This window comes from Kitasatospora papulosa (assembly GCF_000717245.1).
Taxonomy (GTDB): domain Bacteria; phylum Actinomycetota; class Actinomycetes; order Streptomycetales; family Streptomycetaceae; genus Streptomyces; species Streptomyces papulosus.
The window spans coordinates 368,318-388,312 of sequence record NZ_JNYQ01000002.1 but is presented as its reverse complement, the minus strand read 5'-3'; the positions used below and the strand labels follow the sequence as shown (position 1 = coordinate 388,312).

Annotated in this window: 20 protein-coding genes and 2 tRNA genes; 11 read left to right on the top strand and 11 right to left on the bottom strand. The window is 68.3% G+C overall.

What is annotated here, in order from left to right:
- Window positions 1-25 precede the first annotated feature (25 nt).
- On the bottom strand, window positions 26-574 hold the full coding sequence (locus IA22_RS0107240) for a helix-turn-helix domain-containing protein (protein ID WP_014155235.1): 549 nt from the start codon (window positions 572-574) through the stop codon (window positions 26-28).
- A 170-nt stretch (window positions 575-744) separates the two neighbouring features.
- Between IA22_RS0107240 and IA22_RS0107235 the strand changes: the two genes are divergently transcribed.
- Window positions 745-817: transfer RNA gene (locus IA22_RS0107235), tRNA-Ala, on the top strand.
- Window positions 818-999: 182 nt separating this feature from the next.
- On the opposite strand, the gene IA22_RS0107230 is transcribed toward IA22_RS0107235, so the two are convergent.
- Complete coding sequence (locus IA22_RS0107230; protein ID WP_014155236.1) at window positions 1,000-1,716, bottom strand: DUF5324 family protein; 717 nt, start codon at window positions 1,714-1,716, stop codon at window positions 1,000-1,002.
- 347 nt (window positions 1,717-2,063) lie between these two features.
- Between IA22_RS0107230 and IA22_RS0107225 the strand changes: the two genes are divergently transcribed.
- Both IA22_RS0107225 and IA22_RS0107220 read left to right on the top strand, forming a co-directional pair.
- Window positions 2,064-2,591, top strand: a complete 528-nt coding sequence (locus tag IA22_RS0107225) for a peptidylprolyl isomerase (protein ID WP_014155237.1) — start codon at window positions 2,064-2,066, stop codon at window positions 2,589-2,591.
- A 152-nt stretch (window positions 2,592-2,743) separates the two neighbouring features.
- A complete protein-coding gene (locus tag IA22_RS0107220; RefSeq protein ID WP_030123060.1) occupies window positions 2,744-3,646 on the top strand; it encodes a rhomboid family intramembrane serine protease in 903 nt (300 codons plus the stop codon).
- Between the two features lie 243 nt (window positions 3,647-3,889).
- On the opposite strand, the gene crgA is transcribed toward IA22_RS0107220, so the two are convergent.
- Window positions 3,890-4,144: a cell division protein CrgA gene (crgA, locus tag IA22_RS0107215; RefSeq protein WP_014155239.1), complete on the bottom strand. Its 255-nt coding sequence runs from the start codon at window positions 4,142-4,144 to the stop codon at window positions 3,890-3,892.
- 136 nt (window positions 4,145-4,280) lie between these two features.
- Between crgA and IA22_RS0107210 the strand changes: the two genes are divergently transcribed.
- From IA22_RS0107210 to IA22_RS0107190, 5 genes are all read left to right on the top strand, one after another.
- Entirely contained in the window at window positions 4,281-5,048 is a 768-nt protein-coding gene (locus tag IA22_RS0107210; protein WP_030123059.1) for a DUF881 domain-containing protein, read from the top strand.
- Window positions 5,049-5,187: 139 nt separating this feature from the next.
- Complete coding sequence (locus IA22_RS0107205; protein WP_014155241.1) at window positions 5,188-5,376, top strand: hypothetical protein; 189 nt, start codon at window positions 5,188-5,190, stop codon at window positions 5,374-5,376.
- Window positions 5,373-6,011, top strand: coding sequence for an aminodeoxychorismate/anthranilate synthase component II (locus IA22_RS0107200; protein ID WP_014155242.1), 639 nt, complete (start codon window positions 5,373-5,375; stop codon window positions 6,009-6,011). Before IA22_RS0107205 ends, IA22_RS0107200 begins: the two co-directional genes overlap by 4 nt.
- Window positions 6,008-7,372, top strand: coding sequence for a class E sortase (locus IA22_RS0107195; RefSeq protein WP_030123058.1), 1,365 nt, complete (start codon window positions 6,008-6,010; stop codon window positions 7,370-7,372). Before IA22_RS0107200 ends, IA22_RS0107195 begins: the two co-directional genes overlap by 4 nt.
- 36 nt (window positions 7,373-7,408) lie before the next feature.
- A complete protein-coding gene (locus IA22_RS0107190; protein WP_014155244.1) occupies window positions 7,409-8,137 on the top strand; it encodes a class E sortase in 729 nt (242 codons plus the stop codon).
- A gap of 85 nt (window positions 8,138-8,222) precedes the next feature.
- Here IA22_RS0107190 and pknB read toward each other — a convergent pair whose 3' ends face one another.
- The 6 genes from pknB to IA22_RS0107160 form a co-directional block, all read right to left on the bottom strand.
- Window positions 8,223-10,208: a Stk1 family PASTA domain-containing Ser/Thr kinase gene (pknB, locus tag IA22_RS0107185; RefSeq protein WP_030123057.1), complete on the bottom strand. Its 1,986-nt coding sequence runs from the start codon at window positions 10,206-10,208 to the stop codon at window positions 8,223-8,225.
- 172 nt (window positions 10,209-10,380) lie between these two features.
- Window positions 10,381-11,835 (bottom strand): peptidoglycan D,D-transpeptidase FtsI family protein, encoded by a 1,455-nt coding sequence (locus tag IA22_RS0107180; RefSeq protein ID WP_015577897.1) that lies wholly within the window; start codon window positions 11,833-11,835, stop codon window positions 10,381-10,383.
- Window positions 11,832-13,232: an FtsW/RodA/SpoVE family cell cycle protein gene (locus IA22_RS0107175; protein ID WP_014155247.1), complete on the bottom strand. Its 1,401-nt coding sequence runs from the start codon at window positions 13,230-13,232 to the stop codon at window positions 11,832-11,834. The genes IA22_RS0107180 and IA22_RS0107175 overlap by 4 nt, the downstream gene beginning before the upstream one ends.
- Before the next feature lie 21 nt (window positions 13,233-13,253).
- Entirely contained in the window at window positions 13,254-14,747 is a 1,494-nt protein-coding gene (locus IA22_RS0107170) for a Stp1/IreP family PP2C-type Ser/Thr phosphatase (RefSeq protein ID WP_030123056.1), read from the bottom strand.
- 129 nt (window positions 14,748-14,876) lie between these two features.
- Window positions 14,877-15,395, bottom strand: coding sequence for an FHA domain-containing protein FhaB/FipA (locus IA22_RS0107165; RefSeq protein ID WP_014155249.1), 519 nt, complete (start codon window positions 15,393-15,395; stop codon window positions 14,877-14,879).
- Between the two features lie 10 nt (window positions 15,396-15,405).
- Window positions 15,406-16,260: an FhaA domain-containing protein gene (locus IA22_RS0107160; protein ID WP_014155250.1), complete on the bottom strand. Its 855-nt coding sequence runs from the start codon at window positions 16,258-16,260 to the stop codon at window positions 15,406-15,408.
- A gap of 314 nt (window positions 16,261-16,574) precedes the next feature.
- On the opposite strand from IA22_RS0107160, the gene IA22_RS0107155 reads away from it, so the two are divergent.
- Window positions 16,575-16,657 (top strand) — tRNA-Leu (locus IA22_RS0107155).
- Window positions 16,658-17,127: 470 nt separating this feature from the next.
- Here the strand turns inward: IA22_RS0107155 and IA22_RS0107150 are convergent.
- Window positions 17,128-17,739, bottom strand: a complete 612-nt coding sequence (locus tag IA22_RS0107150) for an FMN-dependent NADH-azoreductase (protein ID WP_014155251.1) — start codon at window positions 17,737-17,739, stop codon at window positions 17,128-17,130.
- A 157-nt stretch (window positions 17,740-17,896) separates the two neighbouring features.
- On the opposite strand from IA22_RS0107150, the gene IA22_RS0107145 reads away from it, so the two are divergent.
- On the top strand, window positions 17,897-18,241 hold the full coding sequence (locus IA22_RS0107145; RefSeq protein ID WP_030123055.1) for a winged helix-turn-helix transcriptional regulator: 345 nt from the start codon (window positions 17,897-17,899) through the stop codon (window positions 18,239-18,241).
- A 25-nt stretch (window positions 18,242-18,266) separates the two neighbouring features.
- Here IA22_RS0107145 and IA22_RS0107140 read toward each other — a convergent pair whose 3' ends face one another.
- Window positions 18,267-18,719 carry a MarR family winged helix-turn-helix transcriptional regulator gene (locus IA22_RS0107140; protein ID WP_030123054.1) on the bottom strand — a complete coding sequence of 151 codons (453 nt, stop codon included), beginning with the start codon at window positions 18,717-18,719 and terminating at the stop codon, window positions 18,267-18,269.
- An 82-nt stretch (window positions 18,720-18,801) separates the two neighbouring features.
- Here IA22_RS0107140 and IA22_RS0107135 point away from each other — a divergent pair, with 82 nt between their 5' ends.
- On the top strand, window positions 18,802-19,875 hold the full coding sequence (locus tag IA22_RS0107135) for an ABC-2 transporter permease (protein ID WP_030123053.1): 1,074 nt from the start codon (window positions 18,802-18,804) through the stop codon (window positions 19,873-19,875).
- Window positions 19,876-19,995: the final 120 nt, after the last annotated feature.

The following is a 19,995-nucleotide window of genomic DNA, read 5'->3' as shown; positions in this document are numbered from 1 at the left end:
CGGCCCCCGGGCCCTGGGGTCCGACCTAGCTCTGGTGTCCCTCGTAGTGCGCGATCGCGTCCGCGGTGCGTCCCGCGCCGTACACCCTGAGGAACTCTGCCAGTTCCGGATGGTCAGGGGCGAGGGAGTCGGCCGCGTCGATGATGTCGCCCGCCGCCGCGACCGAGCGCAGCAGTGACTGGATCTCACGGACCACACGCCGCACGGTGGGGGCTCCACCGGTGGTGGACGTCTGGCCGGTGTTGGTCAGGACCGAGCCGCCCTGAGACTTCTTGATCTCCTCCATCCGGGCCGTGGCCTCTCCCGCGCTGACACTGCCGTCCGCGACCTGGCCGGCGAGCTCCTGAAGTGCCTGGACCCGCTGGACGACCGCAGGGTTGCCGATCTTGGCCCGCTGTCCGCTCATCAGTTGGGAGAGCATGGGCGCGGACAGCCCGAGAACGGCTGCGAGGCGTGCCTGATTGAGGCCGAGGTCGTCGATCAGCCTGCGGAAGAGCGCCCCCAGTGGCTCTCCGTACCAGCTGCGCTGGAGCTCCCTGGCTCTAGCCGTGGCCTCTTGCTGCGCTGCGTCCATTGCGTCTCCCCTTCGCTGCGGCTTCGCTGCTGCGAACCTCGTCGTGCATCTTACGGAGAGCCGTTGCGGGCCGGGAGTCCCAATCCTTTTGCAGGATTCGGGGGGTCACCCGGTACTCTGTTCTGGGTCGGATGTCGCGGCATGGATGTGCCCAGTGATGTCCGGTTTTCGGGGCCTTAGCTCAGTTGGTAGAGCGCTGCCTTTGCAAGGCAGATGTCAGGAGTTCGAATCTCCTAGGCTCCACATACACATCCCCTCCGACCTGCGGATCGCGCGGTCGGAGGGGATTTTTTCTGCTCGCGGCGTTCTTCAGGGGCTCTGGGTGGCCAGGCTTCGGCGTATCGGTTTCACGTGAAACACAGCGAGGGGCGCCGAAGACCATGCGGTCTTCGGCGCCCCTCGCGGGCTTTCACCGGCGGGCCGGTTCAGCGGTGGTCGGTGCCGTCCGTCGGGTCGGATCCGGACTCGGCCTCGTCCTGCTTGGCGCGGACTTCCGGGTCCAGTACGGTCTGGCCGCTGCCGTCGACCGACGTCAGAGGAGCGCGACCGTCGTCCACCTCGGTGGGGGCGGGCGGCTCGACCAGCCAGTCCGGGTTGGCCTGCTTGTCCCACCACTTCCAGGCGGCGAGGGCTCCGCCGGCCAGGATGCCCAGCACGAGGAAGCCCTTGGCGGCCCGACCCGCCTTCGCTCGGCGCTCGTGCTTCCTGACGAGCTTCTGCACCTCCTTGGCGGTCACCTGGCCGCGGAGGGCAGCGAGCGCGGCCGCACTTCGGGCGGTCGCCTCCTCCGCGACAGGCCGGCTCGCCGCTACCGCGTACTCCACGCGCGGCACTGTGTAGTCCGCGGCGGTGCGGGCGGCGCTGCGTGTCCGGACAGCGGCCTTGTGCGCGGCCTCGTCGACCTTGGGTGGCACATGGGTCAACGCCTGTTCGATGCGTGGTGCCAGATGCGCGCCGTACTGGACGCGGGCCTGCGCGGCTGCCTTCGACATCTTGGGCGCGAGCCGTGCACGAGCCTCCTGCGCGTAGTGCGCGGCCTGTTCCTTGGCCGTGTCGGCGTAGGGCGCCACCACTTCCGCGGCGTGCTGCGCGCTGTCCTTCGCCGAGTAGGTTGCGGCGCGCACGCTGTCGATGCGGGTCACGGGATCCTCCTCCTTGGTGGCGGGTAGGTACTCCGCCTATCCACCCATTTCAAAATCATGCCCGCTGGTGCCTTGAGCGCCATGCGGGACGGGCATCCGGGTCATGAGTGACATTCTTGTTCAAAGCAGAGCGAGGGGGGTGTGTCGCCGACGATGCCACGGTTCGTGTCGGGGTGCTCCGCTCCACCGGACACCTGGTCGCATATATCCCGCCGGAAGTGTGGGAAAGGTGCAGGAAAGCGGGCAACGAGGTGAGTGCCGCTCGCCCAGGGCCGTGACCGGGCTGCGAGGGCGGCGCCCCGTGCGAGGATCGGTGGTCATCAGCGCAGACTTAGGGAAGGCAGATCGTGGCCGAGCAGCTTTACGCCACTTTGAAGACCAATCAGGGCGACATCGCGATCCGGCTGCTGCCGAACCACGCCCCCAAGACGGTCAAGAACTTCGTCGAGCTCGCCCGGGGCGAGCGTGAGTGGACCAACCCGGAGACCGGCAGGAAGTCCACCGACAAGCTCTATGACGGCACTGTCTTCCACCGTGTCATCAGCGGTTTCATGATCCAGGGCGGTGACCCGCTGGGCAACGGTACGGGGGGCCCGGGGTACGAGTTCCGCGACGAGTTCCACCCCGATCTCGCGTTCACCAAGCCGTATCTCCTGGCCATGGCCAATGCCGGTCCGGGAACCAACGGTTCGCAGTTCTTCGTGACCGTGTCGCCCACCGCCTGGCTGACCGGCAAGCACACGATCTTCGGCGAGGTCGCCGACGACGCGGGCAGGAAGGTCGTGGACGCCATCGCCGCCGCTCCGACCAACCCCCGCACCGACCGTCCGCTCCAGGACGTGGTGATCGAGTCGGTCGTCATCGAGACCCGCTGACCGTCGGGCGGCCGGCTTCCGGCCACCGGCCCGACGGCCGCCCTCTCCGTGGGAACCAACCGCCCTGCTCGTCCGTACTGCTACATAACGGGCGAGTGGGGCGATCGCATGTGTGCCTCCTCCGCGGACGAGGACCGAAGGGGCCGTGACCGATGGATCAGCAGCCGCCGGAAGACCAGGGCGGGGCCGCGGCCGCGGGTGGTCCGCCGACCTGCTACCGCCATCCGGGCAGGGAGACGGGAATCCGCTGCACCCGGTGCGAGCGGCCGATCTGTACGGACTGCATGATCCCGGCGTCGGTGGGCTTCCAGTGCCCGGACTGCGTCCGCGAAGGGGCCGGTACGGGCCACCACCCGGCGGCGAGCCGACCGCGGACCCTGGCCGGCGGCAGCGTCGCGGCCGACCCCAGGCTGATCACCAAGATTCTCATCGGCATCAACCTCGCCGTCTTCGTGGGTGTGCTGGCCCATCCGGCCCTTCGCGACGATCTCCTGCTGTTCGGCCGCGCCTACGTCGACGAGCGCTCGGCCGGCTACCAGGGCGTCGCCGAGGGGCAGTGGTACCGCCTGGTGACATCGACGTTCCTGCACCAGGAGGTCTGGCACATCGCCTTCAACATGCTGGGGCTGTGGTGGCTCGGGGGGCCTTTGGAGGCCGCTCTCGGCCGTGCGCGCTATCTGGCGCTCTATCTGCTCTCGGGGCTCGCCGGCAGCGCGCTCACCTACCTGATCGCCGACCCCGCACAAGGCACGCTGGGAGCGTCGGGCTCCGTCTTCGGCCTGCTGGGTGCCACGGCCGTGTTGATGCGCCGGATGAACTACGACATGCGTCCGGTGATCGCGCTGCTCGTGGTGAATCTGATCTTCACCTTCAACCCGTGGGGCGGGATCGCCTGGCAGGCGCATGTCGGCGGGCTGATCGCCGGAGCGCTGATCGCCGTCGCCATGGTCCACCCCCCGCGCGAGCGCCGGAAGCTCGTCCAGTACGGAGCCTGTGCCCTGGTGTTCGTCGCCGTCCTGGCTGTCGTCCTCGTCAGGACCGCGGCGCTCACCTGAGTGGAATCTGTTGCTCCAGGGGTGCGGTTGTCCACAGAGAGTGCCGGATCTTGTGCATGACGTGGGGAACGCGTGTGCCCCTTGCCGCTGAACTGGGTTTTTCCAGTCCGGACAAGGGGCGTAGCGTCCCGCGATGCGTAAGTGTGTAGTCACACCGGCGTCAACATCGAGGGAAGTTATCCACAGATCGTCTGACCTTTTCCCCTGCCTGTGGATAACTCTGTGGGTAACTTCAGGGCAGAGCTACTTCCACTGCGTGGAGACGCCGAAGCCGCCTGCGATGAAGCCGAAGCCCACGACGATGTTCCAGTTGCCGAGGGCGTCGATCGGCAGGTCGCCCTCGGTCACGTAGAAGACCACGATCCATGCCAGACCGATCAGGAAGAGCGCCAGCATCACCGGCGCCACCCAACTCCGGTTGGTCAGCTTTATGCTCGTCGACTGCTTCGTCGGCGGAGCCGTGAAGTCTGCCTTCTTGCGGATACGTGACTTCGGCACGAGGGACTCTCCTGTCGATGCGCTGCGTGACCGCGCAGGGATCTGTGGCTGGCGCCGGAGCGCGAGGGGGAATGCTGCCTCCCCGGGGCGTCCGTTAGCGTAGTGCTTCCGTGGCGCCTAAGGAGATAAGGGTACGTTGAGCAATTCTGCCGACTCCCCTCGAGGCCCGGCCCGGCGCATGTCCCGTCGGCCGGTCCAGGCCCTCACCGCTGCTGTCTTCGCGCTGGCCGGGCTGATCTTCGTCACCAGTGCCAATACGGCCAAGGGGACCGATATCCGTACGGACTCCTCTCTGCTGAAGCTCTCCGACCTCATTCAGCAGCGCAGCGAGAAGAACGCGGAACTGGACGAATCCACCGCTTCCGTGCGCGCGGACATCGACACCCTGGCCCGGCGCGACGACGGGAGCACCCGTGCCGAGGACGCGAAACTCGACGCGCTGGAGAAGGCGGCCGGCACCACGGAGGTCACCGGTGAGGCGCTTTCCGTCACGCTGAACGACGCCCCGCCGAACGCCACCGCCAATCCCGGGTACCCCGATCCGCAGCCCAACGACCTGGTCATCCACCAGCAGGACCTGCAGGCCGTCGTCAACGCCCTGTGGGAAGGCGGCGCCCGCGGGATCCGGGTGATGGACCAGCGGCTGATCTCCACCAGCGCGGTGCGCTGCGTCGGCAACACGCTGATCCTGCAGGGGCGGGTCTACTCGCCTCCGTACAAGGTCACCGCCGTCGGCGACCGGGGAAAGCTCAGGCAGGCGCTCAACGACTCCACGGCGATCCAGAACTACCAGCTCTACGTGAAGGCGTACGGGCTGGGGTGGAAGGTCGAGGAGGACGACAGGCTGACGCTTCCCGGCTATTCGGGCACCGTCGACCTCCATTACGCACAGCCTGTGCAGTGACCCGCGAGGGCCCGGACCGCCGGGCCCCGTAGGCGCACGCATCCCCGTGGGGGGCTCCCCCGGGTGCGGCTTTCCCCAGCTGACCCACGCCCGTGCCCCGGCCGTTTAGTCTGGTGCCGTACCGAATGGAGGCAACAGCATGTACGGCTGGATCTGGCGGCATCTGCCGGGCAACGCATGGGTGCGGGGCTTCATCTCGCTCGTGCTGGCCCTGGCCGTTGTCTACGCGCTCTTCCAGTACGTCTTCCCCTGGGCGGAGCCGCTGCTCCCGTTCGGTGACGTGACGGTGGACGGCGAAGGCGCCGGCGGAGCGGGAGCCGGCCGGTGAGCGCACGCATCCTCGTCGTCGACAACTACGACAGCTTCGTCTTCAACATCGTCCAGTACCTCTACCAACTCGGCGCCGAGTGCGAGGTGGTGCGGAACGACGCGGTGACCACCGCGCACGCCGACGACGGCTTCGACGGGGTCCTGTTGTCACCCGGCCCCGGCACACCCGAGCAGGCCGGCGTCTGCATCGAGATGGTGCACCACTGCGCGCGCAGCGGGGTCCCGGTCTTCGGCGTCTGCCTGGGTATGCAGTCGATGGCCGTCGCGTACGGAGGCGTGGTGGACAGGGCGCCCGAGCTGCTGCACGGCAAGACCTCCCCCGTACTGCACGAGGGCAGGGGGGTGTTCGCCGGTCTGCCGTCCCCCTTCACCGCGACGCGCTACCACTCGCTCGCCGCGGAGCCCGCGACGGTTCCGCCCGTGCTCGAAGTCACCGCGCGCACCGCCGACGGCATCATCATGGGGCTGCGTCACCGTGAACACGCCGTGGAGGGAGTGCAGTTCCACCCCGAGTCGGTGCTCACCGAGCACGGCCACCTCATGCTCGCCAATTGGCTGGAGCGGTGTGGTGACGAGGGTGCCGTCGCGAGATCGGCGGGACTCGCTCCGGTGGTGGGCAAGGCTGCCGCGTGACCTCACTCCGCCCCGACTCCGGCCATGAGGGCCCGTACGCGCAGGGAGCGTACGAGCCCGACGGCACGTTCGAGGCGGCGGTGGAGCAGCTCGCGGACCCGCTGAACGATCCTCTGCCCGGGCAGAACGCCTCCTGGTACCGGTCCGAGGCGGCGACCCCGCCTGCGGGGGAGGCGCACCAGATGCCCCAGACGGCGGCTCAGGGGCCTATGGAGCCCCCAGGTGAGTGGTACGACCCGGAGGGGTACCGGAGGGACTGGTACGGGCAGCAGGAGCCGACGGCCGCTCCCGGGTCGGCCACGGTCCAGGGGACCGCGGTGATATCCGATCCCCTCGCGGGGATGCCCCTCCCGGCGACGGCGGTGCCCGAGCCCGCCCCGGTGCCGGCGGTGTCCGGCCCTGACCCCGTGCCGTCCCTCGGTGAGGCCGGTCCGGTCAGGAACGACGAGACCGTCGCGCTGCGCACCGCCGACACCCGTACTCCGTCGCGGCCCGACGCCCCCGGCGCATCGGATCCGGGCTCCGAACCGCTGCCGACGGGAGGCCGGGCCGAGCGCAGGCGTGCGGCCAAGGGACGCGGACGACGGCGTGCCGAACCCCGGCCCACCCCGGCAGCGGGGGCAGGGACGGCGGAGCCCGCGGTCCCGATGTCCCGGCTGGAGGCCAGGCGCGCGGCCCGCGCCGCCAAGGACAGCCCCGCCGTCGTCGCCAGCAGGGTCGTCGGCGAGGTGTTCATCACCTTCGGCGTGCTGATGCTCCTGTTCGTCACCTACCAGCTGTGGTGGACCAACGTCCGCGCCGACCAGATCGCCGGCCGCGAGACGAACAAGATCCAGGACGACTGGGCGAGCGGCGAGCGGAGTCCGGGCGTCTTCGAGCCCGGCAAGGGATTCGCCATCATGCACATCCCCAAACTGGACGTGGTCGCGCCCATCGCCGAGGGCATCGACAAGGAGAAGGTCCTCGACCGCGGCATGATCGGTCACTACGGCGAGGGCAAGCTGAAGACCGCGATGCCTTCGGCGGAGCAGGGGAACTTCGCGGTGGCGGGCCACCGCAACACCCACGGCGAGCCCTTCCGCTACATCAACAAGCTGAAGCCGGGCGATCCGATCGTGGTCGAGACGCAGGACGCCTACTACACGTACGAGATGACCAGCATCCTCCCGCAGACGTCGCCGTCCAACGTGGCCGTGATCGACGAAGTGCCTCCGGGCTCCGGCTTCACCGGGCCGGGCAGGTACATCACGCTGACCACGTGCACGCCGGAATTCACGAGTACGTACCGAATGATCGTGTGGGGCAAAATGGTCGACGAACGGCCGCGCAGCAAGGGGAAGCCCGACGCGCTCGTCGGCTGACGCGGGCTGGACGACATCACGACAGGGACGGGTGCGGTGGCAGCGAGGACCGAGCACGAAGAGCGCACCGACGAGCCTGTGGCCCCGGTGCGACGCAGGAGCCGCCACCCCGTCGCCACGGCGGTGAGCCTCTTCGGTGAACTGCTGATCACCGCGGGGCTGGTGCTGGGCCTGTTCGTCGTCTACTCGCTGTGGTGGACCAACGTGCTGGCCGACCGTGAGGCGCACAGGCAGGGCGACACCGTCCGCGATCGCTGGGCGGGTGGCCCCGGGGCCCTGGACACCGGGGACGGCATCGGCTTCCTCCACGTGCCCGCCATGAAGAACGGCGAGGTGCTGGTCAAGAAGGGCACCGACACCGAGACGCTCAACAACGGCATCGCCGGGTACTACACGGATCCCGTGAAGTCGGCCCTCCCCGAGGACGCGCAGGGCAACTTCGCCCTCGCGGCACACCGGGACGGGCACGGCGCCAAGTTCCACAACATCGACAAGGTGAAGAAGGGCGACGCGGTCGTCTTCGAGACCAAGGACACCTGGTACGTCTACAAGGTCTTCGCGGAGCTTCCGGAGACGTCGAAGTTCAACGTCGACACGATCGCCCCGGTGCCCAAGGAGTCCGGCGCGAAGAAGGCCGGCCGCTACATCACGCTGACCACCTGCACTCCTGTCTACACGTCGAAGTACCGCTACATCGTGTGGGGTGAGCTGGTGCGGACCGAGAAGGTCGACCGGGACCGCACGAAGCCGGCGGAGCTGCGGTAGCGCCGGTCGATCGAGCGGAAGGGCCCCGGTCACCGTGAGGTGGCCGGGGCCCTGTCGTTGCCGCGTGCTGCGTGGGGCGGTCCGGCTAGCCGTTCTGGCCGCCGAAGAAGCCGCCCCCGTCGCCCCCGCCACCCCCGATGGTGGTGAGGGTGACCGTGGAGCCCTTGTCGACCTGGGAGTTGGCCCCCGGGTCGGCCTGCATCACCAGTGCGTTGGGCTTGTCGGACGAGTTGGGCGCGAGTGCGACCACGAGCCCGAGGCCTTCGAGCGCGCCCTTCGCGTCCTGGAACCGCTTGCCGACGATGTCGCCCGGGACGGTGACCTGCTCCGGCTGGGCCGGGCCCTTGGACACCTTGAGGACGATCTGGACGTCCTTGGACTGCTTGCTCGGGCCTGCCGGGCTCTGGTCGATGACCGTCCCCGCTGCTTCCTCCGAGTCGACGTCCTGCCTCGACACGTTCGTGAACCCGAGGCCGTTCAGCTGTTGCACGGCCGCGTCGTAGGGGCGGGTACGCACGTCGGGCATCGGCTCGGTCGTCTTCTTGGCCACCGTGATCGTGACCTCGGTGTCCTTCTCGACCTTCGAACCACCCTCGGGGTCCTGCGAGATGACCGAGTCGGGGGTCTTCTCGGACTCCGCCGTCTTGACGTTCACCGTGAAGCCCTTGTCCTCCAGGGCCTTGCGGGCGCTCTCCTCGGACTTCTCCAGGACGTCCGGCACCTCGACCTTGGGCGCGCCGGTGGAGACGACGACCGTCACGGTCTCACCCGTCGCCATCTGCTCCTGCGAGCCGGGGGACTGGCTGCAGATCTTGCCCTTCTCCTGGGCCTCGCACGGCTCCTTGGAGCCGACCTTCAGGACGATCTCCGAGTTCTCGGCGAGTCTCTGCGCCTGTTCGACCGTGGAGCCGACCATGTTCGGCACGTCGACCTTTCCGTCGGTTCCGTCGTCGTTGGAGCTGAAGAGGGTCATGCCGATGAGGATCGCGCCGATGAGCACCAGGACACCGGCGACGACCAGGAGGATCGTCGAGGTGTTGTTCTTCTTCTGGCGCCGTCGGCCCGGTCGGTCGTCGTAGCCGTAGCCGCCGTCGTCCGGATTGACCGGGGGCAGCATCGAGGTCTGCGCGCCCTGGTCCGTCGACCGCAGCGCCTGGGTGGGCTGGTCGTTGCCGTAGCCGTCGTACCCGCCGTAGCCCGCCGCTCCCATGGCCGCGGTCGCGGCGACCGGCTGGCCGTCGAGGCAGGCCTCGATGTCGGCGCGCATCTCGTCCGCCGACTGGTAGCGGTAGTCGGGATCCTTGGTCAGTGCCTTCAGGACGATGGCGTCCATCTCGGGCGTGATCTCGGAGTCGAAGTTGCTCGGCGGCTGCGGTTCCTCACGCACGTGCTGGTACGCGACCGCGACCGGGGAGTCACCGACGAACGGGGGCCGGACCGCCAGCAGTTCGTAGAGCAGGCAGCCGGTGGAGTACAGGTCGGAGCGTGCGTCGACCTGCTCGCCCTTGGCCTGCTCCGGGGAGAGGTACTGGGCCGTCCCGATGACCGCGGCGGTCTGGGTCATGGTCATCCCGGAGTCGCCCATGGCGCGGGCGATACCGAAGTCCATGACCTTGACCTGGCCGGTGCGCGTCAGCATGACGTTCGCGGGCTTGATGTCACGGTGCACGATCTGGGCGCGGTGCGAGTACTCCAGCGCCTGGAGGATCCCGACCGTCATCTCGAGGGTCCGCTCCGGCAGCAGCTTGCGGCCAGAGTGCAGAAGCTCTCTGAGGGTCGACCCGTCGACGTACTCCATCACGATGTACGGGATGGACACGCCGTCGACGTAGTCCTCGCCGGTGTCGTACACGGCGACGATCGCCGGGTGGTTGAGCGAGGCGGCCGACTGGGCCTCACGGCGGAACCGTGCCTGGAAGGACGGATCGCGGGCGAGGTCGGCCCGCAGCGTCTTCACAGCGACGGTCCGACCCAGCCGGGTGTCGTGCGCGAGGTAGACCTCGGCCATGCCACCACGGCCGAGCACCGAGCCCAGCTCGTACCGGCCGCCGAGGCGACGCGGCTCTTCCATAACTGATCCAGCCCTCTCCGTCAGTCCCGACCGCACCCGTGTGTGGTCCGGCGGTGCGCTGTTCGCGGCATACGCTACCGGGCACCTACTGCTTGATCGGCCCGCACCCGTCAGCTGATATCCGACCGGTATCCCAATGTGCTGGTGTGGACAGAAGTTGTGACGGGTGTCACTACTTTCCGTCGAGTACCGCCTTCATCACGCTCTTGGCGATCGGTGCGGCCAGGCCGCCACCGGAGATGTCGTCCCGGTTGGCGTTGCCGTCCTCCACCACCACGGCCACGGCGACCGGGGAGCCGCTGTCCGTCTTGGCGTACGAGATGAACCAGGCGTACGGCTTCTCACTGTTGTTGAGGCCGTGCTGGGCGGTACCGGTCTTGCCACCGACAGTGACGCCGTCGATCTGCGCGTTGGTTCCCGTGCCGTCCGCGACCACGGTCTCCATCATCTGCTGCACCTTCTGGGCGTTCTCCGCCGAGAGCGGGCGACTGAGCTGCTCCTTCTCGTGCGTGTAGATGACGTCGAGATTGGGTGCCTGGCGCTGGGCGACCATGTACGGCTGCATGAGCTTGCCGTCGTTGGCGATCGCGGAGGCGACCATGGCCATCTGGAGAGGCGTGGCGCGGTTGGACGCCTGGCCGATGCCCGCCATGGCGTTCTGCGGCTGGTTGTCCTTCGGGTAGACGCTCGCGTCGGCCCGGACCGGAGTGAAGACCTCCTGGTTGAAGCCGAACTTGTCGGCCTGCTCGATCATCTTCGCGTTGCCGAGGTCGTTGCTCATCTTGCCGAAGACGGTGTTGCAGGACCAGCGAAGGGCTTCCCGGAGCGAGGCGTTCTCGCAGGGGATGTTCCCCTCGTTCTGCAGCAGGTTGGTCGACAGGGGGAGCCGCCAGGGCAGCGGGGAGTCCGTCTCCTCGTCGATGTCGGTGTAGAGGCCGTTCTCCAGCGCCGCGGCGGCCGTGACCACCTTGAACGTCGAGCCGGGCGGGTAGGTCTCCCGCAGGGCCCGGTTCAGCATCGGCTTGTCCTTGTCCTGCAGGAGCTTCTGCCGGGCGTCGGAGTCCTTCATGGAGTTGCCCGCGAAGACCGAGGGGTCGTACGAGGGGGTGCTGGCCAGCGCGAGGATGGCGCCGGTCTGCGGGTCGAGCGCCGCGACGGCGCCCTTCTTGGAACCCAGCCCCTTGAAGGCGGCCCTCTGGGCGGCGCCGTCGAGGGTGGTGACGACGTTCCCGCCGGTCTTCTTGTCGCCGGTGAACATCGACAGGGTGCGGTCGAAGAACAGCTGGTCGCTGTTGCCGGTGAGGATGCCGTCCTCGATGGACTCCAGCTGCGAGGAGTCGAAGGCCTGCGAGGAGTAACCGGTGACGGGCGCCCACATGGGGCCGTTCTTCCAGACGCGCTTGTACTGGAAGTCGCTGTCCGTCGTCTCGACGGAGCCCGTGACGGGCTCGCCGTCGACGATGATGTTCCCGCGTTCGTGGGCGTAGCGCTCGATCTGGACGCGGCGGTTGTGCTCGTTCGCGTTGAGCTCGTCCGCGCGCACGTACTGGATGTAGTTGGTGCGGACGAGCAGGGCCAGGACGAGGATCCCGCAGAAGAGCGCGATCCTGCGCAGAGGCTTGTTCACGGTCGGACCACCTGGGTCATTTCGGCGTCCGGGGACGGTGCGGGGGCCGGGGCGGGACGTCGGGCCGTGTCACTGATCCTGATCAGGATGCCGATGAGCGCCCAGTTCGCGATGACGGACGAACCACCGGCCGCCATGAACGGCATGGTCATACCCGTCAGCGGGATGAGTCCCATGACACCGCCGGCGACGACGAAGACCTGGATGGCGAAGGAGCCGGAGAGGCCGATCGCGAGGAGCTTGCCGAAGGGGTCCCGTGCGGCGAGCGCGGTACGGACCCCGCGTTCGACGATCAGACCGTAGACGAGCAGGACGGCCATCATCCCGGCCAGTCCGAGCTCCTCGCCGACGGTGGCGAGGATGAAGTCGGAGTTCGCGGCGAAGCCGATCAGGTCGGAGTTGCCCTGACCCAGCCCGGTGCCGAGGGTGCCGCCGGAGCCGAAGGCCATGAGCGACTTGGCCATCTGCTCGCTCGCCGCCTCCTTGCCCCATCCCGCGAAGGGGTCGAGCCAGGCGGTGACACGGTCCTGGACGTGCGGCTCGAACGTCGCGACGCCGACAGCGCCGGCTCCGGACATCAGCAGACCGAAGACGATCCAGCTGGTGCGCTCGGTGGCGACGTACAGCATGACGACGAACATGCCGAAGAAGAGCAGCGAGGATCCCAGGTCGGTCTCGAAGACCAGGATGAGGATCGAGAACGCCCAGACCATCAGGATCGGGCCCAGGTCACGGCCTCGGGGCAGGTAGAGACCCATGAAACGGCGGCTGGCGAGGGCCAGTGCGTCGCGCTTGACCATCAGGTAACCGGCGAAGAACACGGCGATGATGATCTTCGCGAACTCTCCCGGCTGGATCGTTCCGACGCCCGGGATCTTGATCCAGATCTTGGCGCCGTTCACAGCGGGGAAGAACATCGGCAGGATCAGCAGGAACAGCGCGACCAGCATGGAGATGTAGGTGTAGCGCTGCAGGATGCGGTGATCCTTGAGTGCGACCAGGACGACGACCATCAGGGCCACGCCGACCGCTGAGAACATCAGCTGCTTCGAGGCGGCCGGGGCGAACGTCTTGAGCGCCTGGAAGCGTTCCGACTGGTCCAGCCGCCAGATGATGGCCAGTCCCAGCCCGTTCAGCAGGGTCGCCAGCGGAAGCAGCAGCGGGTCCGCGTACGGGGCGAATCTCCGCACCGCGAGATGCGCCACCCCGCCGAGCAGCGCGAGGCCCAGGCCGTACCCGAGCATGCCCGCGGGCAGTTCGCCGTGCAGGGCGAGGCCCACGTTGGCGTACGCGAATACCGAGATCAGGACGGCGAAGGCGACCAGCGCCAGCTCGGTGTTGCGGCGGCTCGGCGCGTCGATCGCGCCGATGGTCGTGGTGTTGGTGACAACGCTCATGTGCTGAAGGCCCCCTACGGCTTACTGCTTACCGCACTGCAGGGCCAGCTTCTTCTCTTCCTCCGAGAGGCTGGGGCCGGGAGTGGGAGTCGCGGTCTTGGTCCCCTTCGAGGGAGACGTGGCGGAAGTGCTGTCGGCGGCGTCGCCGGCCTTGTCCGGCTCCTTGGCGGCGTTGGCGTCCGCCTCGGACTCGGCGGCGCGGCGCTGTGCGTCCTTCTTGCAGGCGGAGGCCTGGGCGTCGAGCTCGCTGATCTTCTTGCGGGCGTCGGCGAGGTTGCCCTGGGAGATGGTCGCCTCGACCTGCTTGCGCCAGTACGGCGGCAGGTACTTCAGCTCGATCTCGGTGTTCTCCTCGACCTTCGAGAGGGACACCCAGGCGAGGTCCTGGCTGATTCCGCGGTACAGCGCGACGTTGTCGTCCTTCGTGCCCACGTAGAACTGGGTCTGGGTCCAGCGGTATCCGCCGTAGACGCCGCCGCCGACGACGGCCAGCGCGAGCACGATGTAGAACGACCGCTTCAGCCACCTGCGACGGCCGCGGGGCTTGACGAACTCGTCGTCGGTGTACGAGTGGAAGGCGGTGTCCGGACCGGAGCCGTAGTCCATGTCGTCACCGCTGCCGGGAGGGCCGAAACCCCCGGCCGGCGGCGGAACGGACCGGCCGAGGCCTGCCGCACGTCCCGCCGGTGTCTCCATGGCCCGGCCGTCGTTCGCCTGGGCGGCCTGGTTCTCCGCGACCGCGCCGACGACGACCGGGGTGTCGTTGAGCTGCCCGGCCAGGGTGTCGTTGCTGTCGACGTCCAGGACGTCGGCGACGATGCAGGTGATGTTGTCGGGACCGCCGCCCCGCAGGGCGAGCTGGATGAGGTCCTGGATGGTCTCCTGCGGGCCCTGGTAGCTGGCCAGGGTCTCTTCCATCGTCTGGTGGGAGACGACGCCGGAGAGGCCGTCCGAGCAGATCAGGTAGCGGTCACCGGCGCGGACCTCCCGGATCGAGAGATCGGGCTCCACGTGGTCGCCGCTGCCCAGGGCCCGCATCAGCAGGGAGCGCTGCGGGTGGGTGGTGGCCTCCTCCTCGGTGATCCTGCCCTCGTCGACGAGACGCTGCACCCACGTGTGGTCCTGGGTGATCTGGGTCAGGACGCCGTCACGCAGGAGGTAGGCACGGGAGTCGCCGACGTGCACGAGGCCGAGACGCTGACCGGTCCAGAGCAGGGCGGTGAGCGTCGTGCCCATGCCCTCCAGCTGGGGGTCCTCCTCGACCATGACGCGCAGTTGGTCGTTGGCCCGCTGGACCGCCGTGCCGAGCGAGGTGAGGATGTCGGATCCCGGGACGTCGTCGTCGAGCTGGACGAGTGTGGAGATCACCTCGGAGCTGGCGACCTCGCCGGCCGCCTGGCCGCCCATGCCGTCGGCGATGGCGAGAAGGCGGGGGCCGGCGTAGCCGGAGTCCTCGTTGCCTTCCCGGATCATGCCCTTGTGCGATCCGGCGGCGAAGCGCAGGGACAAGCTCATGCGCACCTCGCCCGTCGGCTCGGGGTACAGCCGGTCTCGAGCCACACTGCCCACCCTCCGGTCGGGAGCCGGGTCGGGTCCGTTGTCAGGACCGCCGCGGCTCGCTCGCTCCGCTCGCTCATTGTCGTACTACTTCCGCAGCTCGATGACGGTCTTGCCGATGCGGATCGGTGCGCCCAGCGGAACAGGTGTCGGGGTGGTGAGCCGGGTCCGGTCGAGATACGTGCCGTTGGTGGACCCGAGATCCTCGACGATCCACTGGCCGTCACGGTCCGGGTAGATCCTGGCATGCCGGCTGGACGCGTAGTCGTCGTCCAGCACGATCGTTGAATCGTGCGCGCGGCCCAGGGTGATGGTCTGGCCCTGGAGCGCCACGGTGGTGCCCGTGAGCGTGCCTTCGGAGACGACCAGCTTGGTGGGTGCTCCGCGGCGCTGGCGCCCGGACTGCTGGCGCTGCTGAGGCGGCGCTGCTTGCTGCTGTTGGCGCCCTTGCTGCGGGCGCGTGTCAGCGGCAGTGCGGCGTGAACCGCGCTGCGTGACACGCGTACCGAACAGGTCGCTGCGAATGACCTGGACGGCCACGATTACGAATAGCCACAGAACAGCCAGGAAACCTAGCCGCATGACCGTCAGGGTCAGCTCTGACATTGCCCCCGCTTCACCCTTCGGCTTGCCGGTAAACGATGGTGGTGCTGCCCACGACGATCCGCGAGCCGTCGCGGAGCGTAGCGCGGGTGGTGTGCTGCCCGTCTACCACGATGCCGTTGGTAGACCCGAGATCCTGGATCGTCGAGGGCGTTCCGGTCCGGATCTCACAGTGCCGGCGCGATACGCCGGGGTCGTCGATCCGCACGTCGGCGTCGGTGCTTCGTCCCATCACCAACGTCGGGCGGGAGATCTGATGGCGGGTGCCGTTGATCTCGATCCAACGCCGCACCTGGGCGTCCGGCATGGGGCCGGACCCGGTCGGCGGGCGCCGGTCGTTGGGAGCGCCACCCGGACGCCCGGCGCCCTGAGGCGGGGCCGGGGGCATGGGCGGGGCGGAGGCCGGCGGGTAGCCGTAACCGCCCTGTCCCTGCGGTGCGGGCCGGTTCGGCTGGCCCTGGGGAGCGGGGCCGCCTTGCTGGCCCTGTGACGAACTCGACGCCAAGGTCCGGCTGCGTACGCGGTAGAGCCCCGTGTCGAGGTCGTCCGCCTTCTCCAGGTGGACCTTGATCGGCCCCATGAAGGTGTACCGCTGCTGCTTGGCGTAGTCCCGTACGAGGCCGGACAGCTCGTCGCCGAGCTGGCCGGAGTACGGGCTGAGCCGCTCGAAGTCCGGCGTGCTGAGTTCGACGATGAAGTCGTTGGGCACGACGGTCCGCTCACGGTTCCAGATCGTCGCGTTGTTGTCGCACTCGCGCTGGAGGGCTCCCGCGATCTCGACCGGCTGCACCTCGGACTTGAAGACCTTGGCGAAGGTGCCATTGACCAGACCTTCGAGACGCTGCTCGAAACGCTTCATGACTCCCATGGGGCACCTCCTCCGGTGTCGTCGTCGCTGTACTGCTTACTGATCGTATCCACGCGTCGGGAAATCGGCTGGTTCCCCTTGTCTGCACAGTGGATGAGTGTCACCTCTCACACGGATCGTAGAGGTGGCCTCCTCACAGTGTCCCGCACTCCGGGTGCACTCAGGAGGAGTGGGGCCGGGCTTTCCGCGTTCCCGGTTCCCCTCGCGAGTCCGGCGAAACAACGGATGTGAATCCACCCAGTCCAGCGTGCTAATCTTCGGTTGTCGCCAGGCGCTCGCACCACACGGTGGGAGAGTCTGAAAACACCACTCTTGCGCGAGTGGCGGAACGGCAGACGCGCTGGCTTCAGGTGCCAGTGTCCTTAGGGACGTGGGGGTTCAAATCCCCCCTCGCGCACAACAGGCGGTCGCTAGCGGCAGCCAGGTTGGTTCGACAGAACCCCCGCACCGGGGAGATCCGGTGCGGGGGTTCTTCGTTGTGCGCGTCCCGCTGGACGTCGATCCGCGCGCGATCTTTCGGGCGGATCCTCCTGGCGGCCCTTCCGCGCGGTTGTTGCCGTCAGCTTCGGCTCGGCGTGCCCTTCGGTGGGGCGACGCCGCTCGCTGCCTCGGGCGCCCTCTGCACGCTCCGAATATCTGAGGGTGCGGGCGCGGGTCTGATGCGCCTGACGGGCGTGGCGGGCGCTGTGATGAAGCACGCACCCGGAGCGGAGACGCGGGCGGATCGGGCTGCTGTTTCACGTGAAACGTCGGATCCGCACCAAAGCGGCGTTTGGCGCGGATCCGAGTGCCTGTCAGGCACGCCATGCCGCTGGTTCCCGGTGGCTGCGAGCGAATCCTGGCGGGTCCGAGCAACTGCGGGCGGATTCAGGCGACGAGCCGGGTGGCCAGGGCCTTGGCCTTCTCCGCGGCGTCGCTGAGCGCCTGGGTGCGGGAGGCTTCGGCGAGCGGGATGAGCTCGGCCATCTCGGGCTTCGAGTGGGCCAGGGTCAACTCCGGGACGATGAAGTCCACTTCGGCCCCGAGCATGCCGGTCAGCACCTTCTCCAGGTAGTTCTGGACGAACTCGAAGTCCTCACGCGGCGTTCCCGGGGCGTACGAGCCCCCACGGCTGGCCACGACGGTGATCGGTGTGCCGGCGACAGAGCCTTCCGGGCCTGCGGTGTGGCCGATGATGATCACCTGGTCCAGCCACGCCTTCAAGGTGGACGGGATGGAGAAGTTGTACATCGGTGCGCCGATGAGCACAGCATCCGCGGCTGCCAGTTCTGCGGCGAGTTCACCGCGCAGCGCGTCCTCGGCGCCGGCGATCACGGCCGGAGCGTCCAGGTGGGGCAGAGGGTTCGCGGCGAGGTCGCGGTACACGACCTGGCCGTCGGGGTGCTGCTCGCGCCATGCCGCGACGAAGGCGGCGGTGACCTCGCGCGACGCCGAGCCCTGAGGAAAGACGGCGGAGTCGAGGTGCAGGAGCGTGGCCATGGAGATCTCCGTAGAAAGTCGAGGGTTGAGGCTCGGCGTCGGTTTCCGGAGCCGTCCAGGAGCCCGTGAGCGTGAGCCGCTTTTTCGTATGCACCTATGTATAACATAGTCACTTACTTTTAATAAGCCCCGCACGTCGACGCAGTACCCTGGGGTCATGGCACATCACGGCGAACAGTCCTGTCGGCGGGTGGACGCGAGTATCAGTCGCGTCTTCGAGCTGTTCGGGAAGCGCTGGACGGGCCCGATCGTCTCGGTGCTGATGCAGCAGCCCGTGCACTTCGCGGATCTGCGTCGGGCGATTCCGGGCATCAGCGAGCGGATGCTTTCGGATCGTCTGTCCGAACTGGGGGCTGCCGGTCTCGTGGTGCGGGAGGTCGACGAAGGGCCTCCGCTGCGGGTCGCGTACCGGCTGACGGAGGCCGGTGCCGCCATGGAGCCCGCGCTCAAGGAGCTCGGTCAGTGGGCGGACACCTATCTGGGTGGTCCTGGGCGCTGCTGACCTGCCGTCGGTGCCCCGGCGGGGTCTACCGGGGTGACGAACCTTCCCCCGTCGAGTTGTAGCGCAGCAGGTACTGCGCGAACTGTTCGAGATCCTCCGATGTCCACGTTCCGAGGCGTTCCCTGTAGGCGGCGCGACGGCTGGCCTGGGTCGAGGCGAGTGCCTCCGTGCCGGCGGCGGTGGGGTGCAGTACCTGGGTGCGCTGGTCGCTCGGGTCGGGATGGCGCTCCACCAGCCCCAGCTTCTCCAGCGTCGCGACCTGTCGGCTGACTGTCGACTTGTCCAGCATGTAGTGCGCGGCCAGGTCGGCCGCGCGGCAGCCGTGCCGGCGGTCGATGTGCGCGAGCAGCGTGTACGAGACGAGCGGCAGATCCGGGTGCAGCCGCGCCGCGGTCGACCGTGCGCGGCGCGCGAACGCCGTCAGCTCGCGCTGGATGACATCCAGCGACTCCTCGCGGTCCCGGGGGGTGTCCGCCACGTGTATCACCTTCTCCGAAATGTAGTTGTATGCTACAACGAGCTTAGGGGTTGTAAAAGCCAACTATCGGAGGAGTCGTCGAATGTCCGCAGGTCCGAGCTCCGCCTCCGGCTCAACCGCCGGTGCGCTGCGTCACGTGCTCAGTCATCTCATTACGCCACTGCTGATGTGCGTCGGTATGGGGCTCGCCTATCTGGGCGCCTTTCACGCGCCTGCGCCGCATGACCTGCGGGTGGACGTGGTCGGCTCCGGAGCACGCGCGCAGGTGCTCGCGCAGACCTTGCAGGACAAGGGTGACGGTGCACTTAGTGTGCGCACGGTCGCGAACCGCGACGCCGCGGCCGACCACCTGAGGACCCAGCAGAGCTACGGCGCCTACGTGCCGGGCAGCAAGCCCGAACTCATGGTCGCCACCGCCTCGTCCGACACCAGCGCGACGGTCGTCCAGAAGGTCTTCACCGAAGTCGCCGCAGATCAGGGCTCCCCTCTCCGGGTGACGGACGTCGAGCCCACGGCCGCCGGTGATCCGACCGGGCAGGGAATCTTCTTCCTGCTGGTGGCGGTCAGTATCGGTTCCTACGCGTCGGTCGCGGTGATCGGGGGCGCGGGCGCGGTGCTGGCGCTGCGGATCAGGGCGGGGCTCGCGCTCGGTACCTCGCTCGTCGTCAGTGCGATCGGCGCCGCTTTCGCGGGACCCGTGTTCGGCCTGGTGGACCATGGACTCGGTGGGCTGTGGGCGATGGCATGGCTCTATTCGGCGGGCATCCTGCTGATCGGAGTGGGCCTGCACACCTTCCTGAAGCGGTGGACCACGCTCGGTGTGATGCTGCTCTTCGTCATGCTCAACTTCACGAGCTCGGGCGGCATCTTCCGGCCGGAACTCCAACCGGGCTTCTTCGGTGCCCTGCACTCCTTCTGGAACGGTGCGGGCTTCGTCGAGGGGGTGCGGAGCCACGTGTACTTCGGCGGGCATGCTCTCGGCGGTCACCTGCTGGTGCTGTCCTTGTGGTTTGTGGCGGGACTCGTCGTCGTGGCGGTGGCAGGTTCGGCCGAGGCGCGACGGCGTCACGAGGCCGCGGAGAAGGCGCGTGAGACGGCTGCCGTGCGAACGACTGCCGTGGCTGAGGAGGAGATGGAGGAGGCTGTCGGAGTGTGACGGCGGTGAGGCGCGGGCCGGCCGCTCGCACCGCTTCCGTGCCAGGGCGTAGCGGCGCCGCTGGGTGAGTGCGCACCCGGCGGCGACGTTGTCCACGGACGGGATCGGGAGTTGTCCACA

Excerpts from the sequence above, each read along its gene's own strand:
- IA22_RS0107170 (WP_030123056.1), bottom strand. The coding sequence starts at position 14,747 with ATGAGCTTGTCCCTGCGCTTCGCCGCCGGATCGCACAAGGGCATGATC.
- IA22_RS0107175 (WP_014155247.1), bottom strand. The coding sequence starts at position 13,232 with ATGAGCGTTGTCACCAACACCACGACCATCGGCGCGATCGACGCGCCG.
- IA22_RS0107145 (WP_030123055.1), top strand. The coding sequence starts at position 17,897 with ATGGCACATCACGGCGAACAGTCCTGTCGGCGGGTGGACGCGAGTATC.
- IA22_RS0107160 (WP_014155250.1), bottom strand. The coding sequence starts at position 16,260 with ATGGGAGTCATGAAGCGTTTCGAGCAGCGTCTCGAAGGTCTGGTCAAT.
- IA22_RS0107165 (WP_014155249.1), bottom strand. The coding sequence starts at position 15,395 with ATGTCAGAGCTGACCCTGACGGTCATGCGGCTAGGTTTCCTGGCTGTT.
- IA22_RS0107240 (WP_014155235.1), bottom strand. The coding sequence starts at position 574 with ATGGACGCAGCGCAGCAAGAGGCCACGGCTAGAGCCAGGGAGCTCCAG.
- IA22_RS0107220 (WP_030123060.1), top strand. The coding sequence starts at position 2,744 with ATGGATCAGCAGCCGCCGGAAGACCAGGGCGGGGCCGCGGCCGCGGGT.
- pknB (WP_030123057.1), bottom strand. The coding sequence starts at position 10,208 with ATGGAAGAGCCGCGTCGCCTCGGCGGCCGGTACGAGCTGGGCTCGGTG.
- IA22_RS0107150 (WP_014155251.1), bottom strand. The coding sequence starts at position 17,739 with ATGGCCACGCTCCTGCACCTCGACTCCGCCGTCTTTCCTCAGGGCTCG.
- IA22_RS0107205 (WP_014155241.1), top strand. The coding sequence starts at position 5,188 with ATGTACGGCTGGATCTGGCGGCATCTGCCGGGCAACGCATGGGTGCGG.
- IA22_RS0107135 (WP_030123053.1), top strand. The coding sequence starts at position 18,802 with ATGTCCGCAGGTCCGAGCTCCGCCTCCGGCTCAACCGCCGGTGCGCTG.